General features: G+C 60.8%; 14 protein-coding genes. 8 read left to right on the top strand and 6 right to left on the bottom strand.

The annotated features are described in order from the left end of the window. Positions 1 to 136 precede the first annotated feature (136 nt). Positions 137 to 1,027, top strand: a complete 891-nt coding sequence (locus OLW90_RS11370; RefSeq protein ID WP_319650216.1) for a PRC and DUF2382 domain-containing protein — start codon at positions 137 to 139, stop codon at positions 1,025 to 1,027. 248 nt (positions 1,028 to 1,275) lie between these two features. Beyond that, positions 1,276 to 2,562 carry a dicarboxylate/amino acid:cation symporter gene (locus tag OLW90_RS11365; RefSeq protein ID WP_319650215.1) on the top strand — a complete coding sequence of 429 codons (1,287 nt, stop codon included), beginning with the start codon at positions 1,276 to 1,278 and terminating at the stop codon, positions 2,560 to 2,562. A gap of 115 nt (positions 2,563 to 2,677) precedes the next feature. Here OLW90_RS11365 and OLW90_RS11360 read toward each other — a convergent pair whose 3' ends face one another. After that, on the bottom strand, positions 2,678 to 4,039 hold the full coding sequence (locus OLW90_RS11360) for an MFS transporter (protein ID WP_319650214.1): 1,362 nt from the start codon (positions 4,037 to 4,039) through the stop codon (positions 2,678 to 2,680). Positions 4,040 to 4,288: 249 nt separating this feature from the next. Between OLW90_RS11360 and leuS the strand changes: the two genes are divergently transcribed. Next, a complete protein-coding gene (leuS, locus tag OLW90_RS11355; protein ID WP_319650213.1) occupies positions 4,289 to 7,159 on the top strand; it encodes a leucine--tRNA ligase in 2,871 nt (956 codons plus the stop codon). 13 nt (positions 7,160 to 7,172) lie between these two features. Here leuS and OLW90_RS11350 read toward each other — a convergent pair whose 3' ends face one another. Both OLW90_RS11350 and OLW90_RS11345 read right to left on the bottom strand, forming a co-directional pair. Continuing rightward, a complete protein-coding gene (locus OLW90_RS11350; protein ID WP_319650212.1) occupies positions 7,173 to 7,370 on the bottom strand; it encodes a hypothetical protein in 198 nt (65 codons plus the stop codon). Positions 7,371 to 7,475: 105 nt separating this feature from the next. Further along, on the bottom strand, positions 7,476 to 7,643 hold the full coding sequence (locus tag OLW90_RS11345; protein WP_319650211.1) for a hypothetical protein: 168 nt from the start codon (positions 7,641 to 7,643) through the stop codon (positions 7,476 to 7,478). Between the two features lie 150 nt (positions 7,644 to 7,793). Here OLW90_RS11345 and OLW90_RS11340 point away from each other — a divergent pair, with 150 nt between their 5' ends. Next, positions 7,794 to 8,240 carry a VanZ family protein gene (locus OLW90_RS11340; protein ID WP_319650210.1) on the top strand — a complete coding sequence of 149 codons (447 nt, stop codon included), beginning with the start codon at positions 7,794 to 7,796 and terminating at the stop codon, positions 8,238 to 8,240. Here the strand turns inward: OLW90_RS11340 and OLW90_RS11335 are convergent. Further along, positions 8,210 to 9,847 carry an NAD(P)H-hydrate dehydratase gene (locus tag OLW90_RS11335; RefSeq protein WP_319650208.1) on the bottom strand — a complete coding sequence of 546 codons (1,638 nt, stop codon included), beginning with the start codon at positions 9,845 to 9,847 and terminating at the stop codon, positions 8,210 to 8,212. The genes OLW90_RS11340 and OLW90_RS11335 overlap by 31 nt on opposite strands. Before the next feature lie 399 nt (positions 9,848 to 10,246). Between OLW90_RS11335 and OLW90_RS11330 the strand changes: the two genes are divergently transcribed. Continuing rightward, positions 10,247 to 10,561 (top strand): hypothetical protein, encoded by a 315-nt coding sequence (locus OLW90_RS11330; protein WP_319650207.1) that lies wholly within the window; start codon positions 10,247 to 10,249, stop codon positions 10,559 to 10,561. Between the two features lie 49 nt (positions 10,562 to 10,610). Here OLW90_RS11330 and OLW90_RS11325 read toward each other — a convergent pair whose 3' ends face one another. Further along, positions 10,611 to 10,937 (bottom strand): TetR-like C-terminal domain-containing protein, encoded by a 327-nt coding sequence (locus OLW90_RS11325; RefSeq protein WP_319650206.1) that lies wholly within the window; start codon positions 10,935 to 10,937, stop codon positions 10,611 to 10,613. 33 nt (positions 10,938 to 10,970) lie between these two features. Continuing rightward, positions 10,971 to 11,156 (bottom strand): hypothetical protein, encoded by a 186-nt coding sequence (locus OLW90_RS11320; RefSeq protein ID WP_319650205.1) that lies wholly within the window; start codon positions 11,154 to 11,156, stop codon positions 10,971 to 10,973. A 123-nt stretch (positions 11,157 to 11,279) separates the two neighbouring features. On the opposite strand from OLW90_RS11320, the gene OLW90_RS11315 reads away from it, so the two are divergent. The 3 genes from OLW90_RS11315 (at position 11,280) to OLW90_RS11305 (ending at position 13,972) form a co-directional block, all read left to right on the top strand. After that, positions 11,280 to 11,771 (top strand): hypothetical protein, encoded by a 492-nt coding sequence (locus OLW90_RS11315; protein WP_319650204.1) that lies wholly within the window; start codon positions 11,280 to 11,282, stop codon positions 11,769 to 11,771. After that, a complete protein-coding gene (locus tag OLW90_RS11310) occupies positions 11,771 to 12,571 on the top strand; it encodes an alpha/beta hydrolase (RefSeq protein WP_319650203.1) in 801 nt (266 codons plus the stop codon). Before OLW90_RS11315 ends, OLW90_RS11310 begins: the two co-directional genes overlap by 1 nt. A 282-nt stretch (positions 12,572 to 12,853) precedes the next feature. Continuing rightward, positions 12,854 to 13,972, top strand: coding sequence for a sensor histidine kinase (locus OLW90_RS11305; protein ID WP_319650202.1), 1,119 nt, complete (start codon positions 12,854 to 12,856; stop codon positions 13,970 to 13,972). The last annotated feature ends 13 nt before the right edge of the window (positions 13,973 to 13,985 follow it).

Raw genomic sequence — 13,985 nt, 5'->3', positions numbered from 1 at the left:
GGAGGCGTTGATAGCGTCGATAGTGTTCGAGCAGCCGAGCGGTTAATGAATAACCGGCGAGGTTTTCCGCCAAGGATTTGCTTGGGCAAAGCAGGTTTTTCAACCGCAAGATTTTATTTACAGAAAGGATTTTGTCATGAGCACGAAGAAGAACATCGCGGATCTGTTTGACGCTACCGCCTACGATAACACCGGCGATAAGCTGGGCGGCATTAAGGAGGTTTTCCTGGACGATAACACCGGGAAGCCCACCTTTGTGGAGGTCAGCCACGGTCTCTTCGGCCTGAATTCCTCCCTGGTGCCGCTGCGCGGCGCTCAGTTTGATGGTGAGGAACTCCGCCTGGCCTTTGCCAAGGACCTCATCAAGGACGCCCCGGACTTTGGTTCGGATACCGCTCTGACCACCACGGATCAGAACCGCCTGAACGAGCACTACGGCGTGAACGCTGCGGACTACCAGGACATCTATGAGTCCGGTGCCCAGGAGCGCCAGGAGCAGGGTCGCACTGCCGCCCGCGAGGAGGCCGCTGGCTTCGCCGGTACTACCGCCGGTACCACGGCTGGCACCACCGAGGTCGCCGCCGACCAGACCGCCGAGAAGAAGGCTCCCACGGCCCCCAAGGCGGACGTCGCTGGCGATAACTCCCTGGTGCGCTCCGAGGAGGAGCTGAACGTCTCCAAGGAGAACGTGCAGACCGGCGAGGCCCGCCTGCGCAAGTTCGTGGTCACCGAGACCGAGACGGTGGACGTGCCCGTGAGCCGCGAGGAGGTGCGCGTGGTGCGCACCCCGATCACCGGCGACGAGCAGGTGGACGGCCAGCCGCTGACCGAGGGCGAGGCCTCCGTGGTGCTGCACGAGGAGCGCGTGAACGTGTCCAAGGACACCGTGGCCAAGGAGAAGGTGGCCCTGGAGAAGGAGCAGGTCACCGAGACTCAGCGCGTGTCCGAGGAGCTGAAGAAGGAGCGCATCGAGACTGCTGGCGATGTGACCGAGGCTGAGCAAGCTGAGCGCGACGCCCGCAAGTAAAACCACATAAGCGCCACGCGCCCCGGCCCCTGACCCTCCTGGGTTGGGGGCCTTTTCTCGCTTTCACCCCGATTGGCTCCGTTCAGTCACGTTCGGTCGCGTTCGGCCCCGCCCACCGGGCTACCTCCCCCACCCTGCGATCTTGTAATCTAACCCCACCTGGGCGTTGTCTGACGTGCCCCCTCCCCACGCGGAGCATGGGTGCCGTGGCCGAGCCTCGTCGTCGATAGTAGAAAGCGCAGAACCGTATGGACATCAAGCGCATGGCGTCTTCGCTGCTTTTCCGGGTGATCGTGGCGATCATTCTGGGTATCGCGTGCAGTTTCTTCCTCCCGGAGTCTCTGGCGCGGGTTTTCATTACCTTTAATGGGCTGTTTGCGAACTTCCTGGGGTTCTTTGTACCCCTGCTGATCTTCGCGCTGATTACCCCGGCGATCGCGGGCCTGGGCCGGGGCGCGGGCAAGTGGCTGGCCATCACCACGGGCGTGGCCTACGCCTCCACGGTGCTCTCGGGGCTGCTGGCCTACGCGGTGGCGCGCGGGGCGTATCCGCGCATGCTTTCCGGGGAGCAGTTGCACACGGAGGTGGCGGATATTGATGCCGGCGCGCTGGCTCCTTATTTCACGGTGGAGATGCCGCCGCCGCTGGAATTGATGAGCGCCCTGCTGCTGGCCTTCTGCCTGGGCGTGGCGATGGCCACGATGAAGGCGGATCGGCTTTACCAGGCCACCCGGGAGTTGGAGCAGATTGTGATGAAGGTGGTGAGTTCCTTCATCGTGCCGCTGCTGCCGCTGTTCATCTTCGGCATGTTCCTGAACCTGGGCATGAACGGCAATCTGGTGGATACCCTGGTGGCCTTTGGCAAGGTGCTGGTGCGGGCCACGGTGATGACGCTGGTGTATCTGCTCTTCCAGTTCGTTCTCGCGGGGGTGCTCACGGGCACGAATCCGATCAAGGCGCTGCGCACGATGTTGCCCGCCTATGGCACGGCCCTGGGCACGGCGTCCTCGGCGGCGACCATTCCGGTGACGTATCGCGCGGTGCGCAAGAATGGGGTTTCCTCCAGCGTGGCGGGCTTTGTGGTGCCGCTGTGCGCGATGATTCACCTGGCTGGCTCGATGATGAAGCTGACGCTCTTTGCGTTTGCCATCGTGTACATGGCGGGCATGGAGGTGTCCGTGGGCCTGGCCGTGGGCTTCATCTTCATGCTGGGCATCACGATGATCGCGGCCCCCGGCGTGCCGGGTGGCGGAGTGATGGCGGCGGTGGCGCTGCTGAGTAGCATGTTGGGCTTTAGCGACGACCAGGTGGCCCTGATGATTGCCGCCTACATCGCCATTGATTCCTTTGGTACCGCCGCGAACGTGACGGGCGACGGCGCGATCGCGCTCATCATCAACAAGTTTGCGCGCGGCGACCTGCCGGAGCAGGGTGGGCAAGACGCGCAGAATGAGCAGGGCATACAGAGTGCGCAGGGCGAGCAGGGCACGCACAACTCGGATGGGGCCAAGACTGCCGAGGGGGCGGCCTCCTAAGGTGGCCCCCTAAGCGGGGAAAGATGAACCCCGGATCTGGTGCGGTGAAAGGCACCATGATCCGGGGTTTGTGCGTCTGAGGAGCGCGCCGCGCTATACCCGCGTTACATGCGCGCTACGCCTTGTGGAAGCGCAAGGGGGAAACGGCCTGCTCGGCCTCGTGATCCGGGCCCAGGGGGATTCCGCTGCGGTCGCGGAGGACCAGGGCCGCGCCCAGGCCCACGAGGGTCATAAAGGCGAGGTACGCGGAGATGGCGGCGGTGCCGCCGGTGGTGTCAAAGAGCCACTGGGCGATCATGGGGGCAAAGGCCCCGCCGAAGATTGCACCGATGGCGTAGCTGATGGATACGCCGGAGAAGCGCATGGAGGCCGGGAAGAGTTCCGCGTAGGTGGCGGATTGCTGCCCGTAGGTCAGGCCCAGGCCCACGGTGAGTACCAGCAGGCCGAGGGTGAGCATGGTGGAGCCGCCCAGGTTGATGATGGGGAAGAGCGCCACCGCGCCCACTAGTTGCAACAGGTAGCCCACGATGTAGGTGGTGCGGCGGCCCCAGAAGTCGGAGATCCAGCCCGCGAACCCGGTGGTGACCAGCCAGGCCACGGCGGAGGCGGTGACGGACCACAGCACCACGCTGCGTTCCAGGGCGATGGGCCCCTCCGGGTTGGTGGCGTAGTTCTGCACGTAGCCACCGGCGGTCATGTAGCCCACGGCGTTATTGCCGGCAAAGAGCAGGGCCGCCACCAGCACCAGGGGCGTGCTCTTGCGGAAGAGGTCCCCGATGGGTGCCTGGGAGGTCTTTTTGCGCTCCTCGATCTCGGCAAACACGGGCGATTCCTCCACGCCCATGCGCACCAGGTAGCCCACGCCCACCAGCACGATGCTCAGCAGGAAGGGAATGCGCCAACCCCAGTCCAGGAAGGCCTGGCCGGGGGCGATGTTGCTCATCAGGGCCATGACGCCGGAGGAAAGAAGCAGACCGGCGGGCACGCCCATCTGGGGGAACGCGCCAAAGAGGCCGCGCTTGTTGGCGGGTGCGTGCTCCACGGAGAGCAGCACCGCGCCGCCCCACTCGCCGCCCGCGGAGATGCCCTGGATGATGCGCAGGAGGATCAGCAGGATGGGGGCGGCGATGCCAATGGCCTCGTAGGTGGGCAGCACGCCGATGAGGGTGGTGGCGATGCCCATGCCAAAGAGCGTGACCATGAGCACCACGCGGCGGCCGTAGCGATCGCCAAAGTGCCCGGCCAGGAAGGCGCCGAAGGGCCTAAAGAGGAAGGAGAGGCCCACGGTGAGGTAGCTGAGGATGAGGGCGAGGCTGCCCTCAAGCTCACTGAAAAAGAGGTGGTTGAACACCAAACTGGCGGAGGCTGCGTAGAGGAAGTAGTCATACCACTCCACGGCGGTGCCGATGGTGGTGGCAAAGAGCACGCGCCTGCGGGCCTGCGCGTCCAGTTCCGGAGAGGGAGCTGCGCTGGTCAAAGATGGCCTCCTTTTGAGGTCGGTCTAAAGCTGCCGCGGGGGCTTTATCTGTAGCAGAATCGCCGCCGTGGCATGGAGTGTTACTGAGGCTACTAGGTGGGGGTGGGGTAAGGGGTAGTTTTTGTTCGAAAAAATCGGCCGCGCGGGGGTTGTGCTTATCGACGCCCCTGCCACCCTGCGGCGGGAGGGCGTCGATAAGCACGGCTTCCACCTCCGCTCCGTCCCATCCACCTACTACACTGTTCAACCATGACGAATCCCAGCGATACCCCCGCTACCCCGCCGCACCGCTATACCGCCGATCTGGCCGCGCAGATCGAGCAATCCTGGCAGCGTTACTGGGCGGATAACGGCACGTTTAACGCGCCCAATCCAGTGGGCGAACTGGCCGTGGAAGGGGGAAATGCCGCCCTGCCGGAGGACAAACTCTTTGTGCAGGACATGTTCCCCTACCCCTCCGGCGCGGGGCTGCACGTGGGGCACCCGCTGGGGTACATCGCCACGGACGTGTACGCCCGCTTCCACCGCTCTCTGGGCAAGAACGTGCTGCACACCCTGGGATATGATGCCTTTGGCCTGCCCGCGGAGCAGTACGCCATTCAGACGGGCACGCACCCGCGCACCACCACGATGGCCAATATTGAGAATATGAAGCGCCAGCTCGGGGCGCTGGGCCTGGGCCATGATCGCCGCCGCAGCGTGGCCACCACGGACCCGGAGTTTTATCGGTGGACGCAGTGGATTTTCTTGCAGATTTATAATTCCTGGTTTGATTCCCGCCAGGGTAAGGCCCGCCGCATTGAGGAATTGGTGGCCCTGCTGGAAAGTGGAGAAATGCCGCTGCCGGAGGGATTTGCGGGCACCTATGCGGAATTATCGCCGCTGGATAAGCAAAAGGTGATTGATGAGTTCCGCCTGGTGTACCGCTCCTATTCCATGGTGAATTGGTGCCCCGGCCTGGGTACCGTTTTGGCCAATGAGGAGGTCACGGCGGACGGGCGCTCGGAGCGGGGCAATTTCCCGGTGTTCCGCAAGCGGCTTTCCCAGTGGATGATGCGTATTACGGCGTATGCGGATCGCCTCAGCGACGATCTGGAGCACGTGGATTGGCCGGAGAAGGTCAAGGCTATGCAGCGCAATTGGATCGGGCGTTCGCGCGGCGCGGAGGTGATCTTCCCCGCTCAGGGGCACGATCTCACGGTGTTTACCACCCGTCCCGATACCCTCTTTGGGGCCACGTACATGGTGCTGGCCCCGGAACACGAGCTGGTGGACGCCTTGGTGGCCGGGGGTACCGGCACCTACGAGGGCGTGGACGAGCGCTGGACGTATGGCCAGGCCACCCCGCAGGAGGCGGTGGCGGCGTATCGCGCGGACATCGCGGCCAAGTCCGATCTGGAGCGCCAGGAGAATAAGGATAAGACGGGCGTGTTCCTGGGCGTCTATGGCACCAATCCCGTCAATGGACAGCAGGTGCCCATTTTCATCGCGGATTACGTGCTCACCGGCTACGGCACGGGTGCCATCATGGCGGTGCCCGCGCACGATCCCCGCGATTACGAGTTTGCCCAGGCCTTTGGGCTGACCATCCGTGAGGTGATCGAGGGCGGGCAGATTGACCAGGAGGCCTATGAGGGCGATGGCGCCCACGTCAATTCCGCCAATGATTCCGGCCTGGACCTCAATGGCACCGATAAAGCCACGGGCATCGCCCGGGCCATCGCCTGGCTGGAGGAGCGCGGCGCGGGCCGGGGCACGATCCAGTACAAGTTGCGCGACTGGCTCTTTGCCCGCCAGCGGTACTGGGGAGAGCCCTTCCCCATCGTCTATGACGCCGAGGGCCTGGCCCACGCCCTGCCGGAGTCCATGCTGCCGGTGAACCTGCCCGAGGTGGAGGATTATAAGCCGGAGGCGGCCGATCCGAACGATGCCGATTCCGAGCCGCACCCGCCCCTGGCCAAGGTGCGCGATTGGGTGGAGGTGGAACTGGATCTGGGCGATGGCCCTCAGACCTACTACCGGGACACCAACGTCATGCCCCAGTGGGCGGGTTCCTCTTGGTACCAGTTGCGTTACATCGACCCCACCAATGACCAGGCATTCTGCGATCTTGAGAACGAGCGCTATTGGACGGGCCCGCGCCCCGAGCAGCACGGCCCCCAGGATCCCGGCGGCGTGGATCTGTACGTGGGCGGCGTGGAGCACGCGGTGTTGCACCTGCTGTACTCCCGCTTCTGGCACAAGGTGCTCTTTGACCTCGGCTACGTTACCTCCTCCGAGCCGTACCGTCGCCTGTTCAACCAGGGCTATATCCAGGCCTACGCCTACACCGACGCCCGCGGCGTGTACGTCCCGGCGGCGGAGGTGGAGGAGCGCGATGGCGAGTTCTTCTACCAGGGCGAGAAGGTCAAGCGCGAGTACGGCAAGATGGGTAAGTCCCTCAAGAACGCCGTGGCCCCGGACGATATTTGCCGAGACTTTGGCGCGGACACCCTGCGCGTGTACGAGATGGCGATGGGCCCCCTGGACACCTCCCGCCCCTGGGCCACCAAGGATGTGGTGGGTGCGCACCGCTTCCTCCAGCGCCTGTGGCGGTTGATCGTGGCGGAGGAGACTGGCGAGGTCACCGTCACCGCCGCCGCTCCCACCGAGGATGACCTCAAGGTCCTGCACCGCACGATCGCCGGGGTGCGCGAGGATTACGCCCACCTCCACAACAACACGGTGGTGGCCAAGCTCATCGAGTACGTCAATTACCTCACCAAGGCCTACCCCACCGAGGTCCCCCGCGACCTGGTGGAGCCGCTGCCGATCATGCTCTCCCCCGTGGCCCCGCACATCGCAGAAGAACTATGGGCGCGCCTGGGCCACGAGGGCACCATCGCCTTCGTCCCCTTCCCCACTCACGAGGAAAAGTGGCTGGTGGACGATGAGGTGGAACTGCCCGTTCAGGTCAATGGCAAGGTGCGCGGGCGGATCACCGTCCCCGCCGAGGCCGAGCAGCAGGTGCTTATCGACGCCGCCCTGGCGGACCCCAAGGTGGCCGAGCACGTGGCGGGCAAGAACGTGGTCAAGACCATCGTGGTGCCCGGCCGCATGGTGAATCTGGTGGTGAAGTAGGGCTCTCCGGGGCCTAGACCACGGACATGTTATTGCCCAGGGTGGCGGCGAGGAAAAAGAGAGCCACCGCCACGACCCACACCACCCACCAGCGGCGCTTGGGCAGCGCCGGGAGGTGGGGAAGTTCATGGGCGGGATTGCGGGCCTCATTTTCCGCCAGCCACTGCCAGTTGGTGCTGTATGCCTCGTGGGCGGCGGCCCAGCGATTCACCCTCTGAACGTCGCGGAGCGTGTGCGTCAGCCAGTATCCGCCGGGGAGCCCCGTGGCGAGGGTGTAAATCAGTCCCGCGGAGAGGTTCCACAGAGCGTCCTGACCCTAGTAAATGCGCAGGCCGTGGAGTGCGGCAAAGAGAAAAAGCGCGGCCACGCCTAGGCTCAGGCCGGAGAGAATGCGCTTGGCGGTGGTGGGCCGGTAAGTATAGAAAGTTCCCAGGTGAGAGGCATGAGAGAGGGGTGGGGTCGTCTCTTCTCGTGCGTCACTCATGCGGGTAATGGTAGTGGAATCTCCCCGATAAAACCGGAGAAAAACATTCCGCGCGGGCTATTTGGTACAAAGGTAGATTCCTCTGATGTTTCACGTGAAACATGGGCGGCGTACAGCCCGGACACAGCCCCGTCCTTTACCGTGTCAGTCATGCTTTCCCGCCCTATTCCCCTGCGCCGAGGAATGTATGGCCTCCTCTGCGCGCTCTATATCGTGATTCTGCTCGCTGTCACCCTCCTCAAGGGGTGGCTGAGCATTGACGCGGTGTGGGACGTGGAGGCACAACAGCAGCGCAGCCTCGACTTCGTGCTTTTCGACGGCTTCTCGCATCCCTCCGTGTGGTGGGCGCCCTGGCTCAACACCGTGGGAAACGTTCTCCTCTTCATTCCCCTGGGGGCGCTCGTTGCCCATTACTGGCGGGGTCGCCGTCCCCTGTGGCGGGCCGGGATTATTGGGTTGTTGACGAGCCTGACCATTGAGGTTACGCAGTACATCGCCGCCGTGGGATACAGCGACGTGGACGATCTGCTGTGCAATACCCTCGGGGCGGTGCTGGGTGCGGTGTTTTACCGCCAGGGATCGCGGGCGGCCCGATAGGCGCGTAGTTCCCTGGCGGTGGCTCGGGAGATCGCCTCCGCGATCCGGGACGCGGAGGTGGGGGCCGGGCCCTCGGGGGTCTCGGCGGCGATTCGTGCGGCCACGGCGTGCAGGTGCACGGCGAGCACGGCGGCCTCGTGTGCCTTCTCGGGCATACGGGCGAGCCACGCCCCCAGCAGACCGGAGAGCACATCTCCCGAGCCGGGTGTGGCGGCCCAGGAATGGCCGGCATCAATGATGATGGTCACATCACCGCGCGCAACGCTAGTAAAGCGCCCCTTGAGCACCACCACCGCCCCGAGTTCCCGCGCCATCTCCTGGGCCTGAATCCACGGTGGCGTGGCGGTATCCGTGCGCTCGGTTAGCCCCATGCCCTCGCGGAGGCGGGCGAACTCCCCCGCGTGGGGGGTGAGCACGGTGCTTCCGGGGGTACGCTCCCGGAGCAACTCCCGCAGTTCTTTGCTTCGGGCGAGCAGGGTGAGGGAATCGGCGTCGCAGAGTACGGGCTCGGGGCGTCGCAAAATGGCGGCTAACTCCGTCTCAGCCTCTTCGTCGGTGCCGCGCCCGGGGCCGATCACCCATGCCTGTACCCGACCTGCCTCCGCGAGGCTGGCGGTGCCCACAACCTCCGGGAGGGCCGTGACCACCGAGCGATACTCGCCGCCGATGTAGCGCACCATCGAGGGGGTGGCGCGCACGGCGGCGCCGGTGGTGAGCAGGCCCGCCCCCGGGTAGACGCTCCCACCGGCGAGGATTCCCACCACCCCGGAACTGTATTTATCGTCCGTGCCTGCGGGCTCTAGTTCCCCACCGATGAGCGGAATGGGACGCAGTGGGTGAATGGTTCCAGGCTCCGGGTCAAGCGGATGGGTTGGCGGCACGGCACGGTAGAGGAAGGGGGCATGGGCGCCTTCTGCCGTTTCCTCCAGGGCCTGCTCCAGGCTTGGCCCCTTCCCCAGGGAAAGATCCGCGCAGAGAACCTGGCCGCAGGCGGTGTGCGCGGCGTGGACACCACGCAGGCCGCCAAAGGTGAGGGTGACGTGCGCGGTGATGAAGCCCCCGGGTGCGCTGCCGGTATCGGCGGGGAGGCCCGAGGGGGTGTCGATAGCCAGCACGGGAACGCCCGAGTGGAGGAGAGCATCGGCAAACCGGGCGGCGGTATCGGGTAGACCGGCGCGGCCGCTCAGCCCCACGATGCCGTCGATCACCAGGTGATACGTCCAGGTCAATTCCTCGCCTACGCGGGCGGGGTCCTGCATGAGAAAGGTGCCGCCCGCCTTCCGGAATGCCCTGGTGGCGCCCTCGTGAGTGCGGGAACCAAGAGTGAGGGCTTCCACCCGTATTCCGCGTTTAAGTAGCAGCACGCCAGCATAGAGGGCATCTCCCCCATTGCCGCCCGTGCCCACCAGGAGCAGCACGCGGGAACCAGTGGAATCGCTGTGATGGGAGCCGTGGCGGTGGGAGGAACCGGTGCGTTCGAGCATGGACACAGCCGTGGTGGCCACATGCTTGGCGGCCTCGCGCATGAGTTGATCAGGCTCGCTTTCCGCGGCCAGAAGCGTGGCTTCGGCGCGGCGGACGCACTCTACCGGGTATAGGCGGCTCATAGTGAGGGATATTACTCGGCTTGGAGCACTCGGGTGGTAGGTAATGTTTAGGTAAGCCTACCCCCATATGAGGGTAACCTTTCCTGTTCTATAAGGCTGTGACCTGCGGATATGAAAATAGAGCGAATTATTTTCCACCAAAGGGTTGATCCGGGATCAGATCTAAGGTTACCCTGTGCTTAGGTCAAACAACGGGAGCCGCCGGAGAGGTTCTCGGAACTTGATCGAACGGGAAACCACAGTGAGTGCGTCCAACAGGGTCGTGCAGTGTAGAAAACTCCGGTCGAGGTGCATGGAAACGGGCACCGAGGCCGGAGTTTTCTAATGGTGGGGGCGTTTCTTCCTTGATAGGGTGACCTCTTGGTTGCACGAGACTCCGTCCATGGGGGAGGTGGCGCAATGATGAGCAAGAAACTGGCGGTGGCATCTTTTTATATCTCTGCGTTGATCGCGGTGGCCATTTTCATGGGGAGTACCCCCATGTTATATCTTTTAGCGTCCGTCCTTTTCCTCGATCTATTATTGGCTGTCATCCTTTCCTCCAAGGTGGAACGGCGATGGGATCATAAGTCGGCCCTCTTCATATATGCCGCTATGGTGTTGGTAGGCGTGGCTGCGATCGTTATTTTGGAATCGTTTCCCGGGATGATAATGACCGTCTCTGTTGCTGTAGAATTGTTGGATAAAGAGAAGGCAAGTTCGGTTTTAGAATAATGCAGCAATGGGACGTAGCGGACTAGATTCTTGATCCTTGGGCGCACGGCTATTCTTGTATGAAATTCTGGGCAATTTTCAAAGTGGTTTGAGTAATCTGTTCGGGAGTTTCCTTGCATCCTTGCATGATCCAGATGAAGCAAATCTTCATCATGAGAGCGGAAAATGCTTGGTTACGATAATATTGGTATGGGCTGCGTTCGGCTCCTGCATCTTCCTGATTTCCATAGAAGAAATCTTCTACTAATGGTCCGAGACCCCTCTTGAATAGTACTCGGTAGGGTTCTTGATTCTCGCATAAGTGTTGAAAGAATTTCAGGAAAAACTTTTCCTGATCTGTCTCAAATAGCGGAGTTATCTCCGCTTTAACGGCCATAAGTCCCTTGGCGATTATTTCTTTCAGCAGTGCTTATTTGGTGCCATAGTTGCGGTAGAAAGAATTTCTAGAAGTTCCCGATCGACGTATTATGTCGCTGATGCTAATATCTGCTGGGTCATGATCTCGCAGGAGTTGCAGCATCGCGGTTTCAATATTTTCCCTGGCAAAGCGGCGGTTTTCTTCATTGGATCTAGTTAGGTGTTCGATGCTGGGCATAGGGATACCTTCATTCTGATGTCACAATTTTCAAGTTTTTGTTCCAGCCGTTCCCTCTAGTAGGGGTTGTGGCGACCTTTACTGCTAGAGTGATCCTGTCCAGATCGATTGTAAAGGTGCGCGATGAGATTTGCCAAAATCTTTGACTTGCTCATATTCCTGTTAGCGGCAGCAAGTTTCTTATTTTTCCAAAGTTATCCAGTTTTGGGTTTTGCTCTGGTGGCTTTGTTGGTTCTGAGGTTCGTTATAGAGTATCGGGGGCAGAGAAAAGAACTGTCGTTGATCCTGGTCCTATCTAGCCTTGCGGTTACCGTATTGGCGGTGTTCACGGATCGCTACTCGGTTATCATGGCGGCTGCCGTGATAACTAGTTTAAGTTTCTTGGCTCTTCTCTTCCAAGGGGCTGGTCGAACGATCAAGGAATCTCCGAAGCGAGGAAAGAAGATTCTTGCTGGGGTTGGGATCGTTGGTTTGGGTCTTTCTTCTATTTTGGTTGGCGGATTAAGCTACACCGCCTTTTTCCCTGATGTGCTTGCCCGTTCATTGCAGGGGCAGCATTCCACTGAGCCGAGCCTAGAGAAAACGATGATGGCACTGTGTATTATAAGAATCTAGTGTATAATCCTGACCGCAAGGATAATCTGCTGGATATTTATACCGCCCCGGATTCAAAGGCCACCCTCTTCTATGTGCATGGCGGAGGCTATGTGCTCGATGATAAATCGAATCGTGAGGATTACCTTTATCGTTTTGTTTCAGAGGGATATAATGTAGTAAATGTTAATTATGAGCTGAGCCCAGACATGCGTTATCCGGGCGGTCTGGAGCAGGTAAACAATGCCCTTGCCTATGTGTTTGATAATGCGGATGAGTATGGAATTGATCCTAACAAGATATTTCTAAGTGGCGATTCCGCCGGCGGACATGCCACGGCTCAACTTTCGGCGTTACTGACCAACCCGGATTATGCCTCGGAATTTGATTTTAAACCGGCAAATATAAATAATGACATGAAGCCGTTGGGATATATTGCGGTGGGTGCATTGTTTGACCCTGCCACAGGGGACGATACCGGATTCTTCCTCACGGATTGGCTATTCGGTGCCTGTTTCCGCTCCTACTTTGATGTAGTAAATATTGAAGATAGCTCAGATGTCTCCCAGGCCTCCATGTATGAGAATATTAACAAGGATTTCCCGCCAACATTTTCGAGCGATGGAAACTTTGGCTCTTTTACCTCACAGGCTATTGAGTTCAATAAAAGGCTTGTTGATATGGGTGTAGAGGCTGAGTTGCTGCTCTTTGATCGTTCGGAGTCTACTCTTATACATGTATTCGAGTTGAACGTTGAAGATCATTTTGCAAACCAGGTGCACCAGGCCCAACTTTCTTTCATGGAAAATCGTATTGGCTAATTTTGGGACGCTGATAATCTGATAAATATAATTCCCCACCAGCTAAAAACTCATTTTATCTGGTGGAGAATTACTATGGAGTCCCTTCTCCCACTATCTCCTCACCAGGGCGAGAATCCACCCGCTTCCCCCGTGAACCTCGTTCTTTCGTCGGCTATGCTGTGAGTTCCCCTGCCGGTCGCTGCCTCGGCCCCAATTGCTCTGGGCATCGGCACCTGATACCGGTACCGTGCGTCGGTTGCCTCACGGAAGTGAGCCCACGGAAATGAGAGTGATGTGGTGATGGAGAATCTCGCCCAAAGGATGCGTCGCGTTCCGCGCGAGGGCTGGGTGGTGCTCTGCGCGATGGGCTGGGTGGTCTTTTCGCTGTGGGTGAGCGATCCCTGGGAGGTCAATGCGGAGAGCGCCCTGTGGGCGGCGATCCTCACCACCAGCGTGGCGCTGATCGTGCGCTATCCCCTGCTGGGAACGCTCACCTTTGTCCTCATGTTCACCCTGACCATCTTTTTCGCGCACCTCTTTTTGCCCTCTAACGTCTTTCTGTGCGCCGTGGTCATGGGCCTGGTGGGCTATCACGGCAAGTTGCGCCTGGTGCTGTTCACCGGCGTGGCCGTGGGCATTCTGGGGTTGATTGATCGTAATTCCAAGACCATCGAGGCCGATTTTTCCGCGATCCTCATTTGGGAGGGTTTCATGGCGGTGACGGCCTTTGCCGGGTGGACGCTGGGCCGCAAGGTGCGCCAGAAAATCGAGCTGGCTGAGCAGTGGCGCGATGAGTACCGCAAGCGACGCGAGGAATTGGCCAGCACGCTGCACGATTCCGTGGCGGCCTCCCTGACCTCAATCGTCATGCGCTCGGAGGTCTTGGCCATGCAGGAAAAGGAGGGAAGCACCCTGCACGGGGAATTGTCCGGAATCGCGGAGGACGCGCGCATCACGATGTCCCAGGTGCGTTCCCTGCTCAGTCTGCTCAATGCCCCGCAGGATCGGCAGGAGAAGCCCTCGGCTCCCACTCTGGTGGAGACGGTCAAAGAGATTACGGCCAAGATGCGGAACCACAATCTGAGCGTGACGGTGGTGGATGAGAGCGAGGACGTGCAGATCACCAACCCCACCTTGGAGATTCTGCACAAGGTGCTCCTGGAGGGGGCCACGAACGCGATCAAGTACGCCACCCCCGGCTCCGAGGTGCTCCTGCACCTGGAGGGCAGCGATGGCGGCCTGCACATCCGAATGAGCAATCAGATTGCTGGGGAGAAGGAGCGTCGGGGCAGGCTTTCCTCCTCGGTGCTTTCTTCCGGCCTGGGTATGCGAATGATGCGCCGTTCCGTGGCAAGTATGGGTGGCAAACTATTTACCCATAGCGATGGAAAAACCTGGACGCTTTCCATCAAGTTCTAGGCATGGGGCGAGT

Source organism: Corynebacterium sp. 21KM1197 (assembly GCF_033783015.1).
Taxonomy (GTDB): Bacteria; Actinomycetota; Actinomycetes; order Mycobacteriales; family Mycobacteriaceae; genus Corynebacterium.
This window is presented reverse-complemented; position numbering and strand designations above follow the sequence as displayed.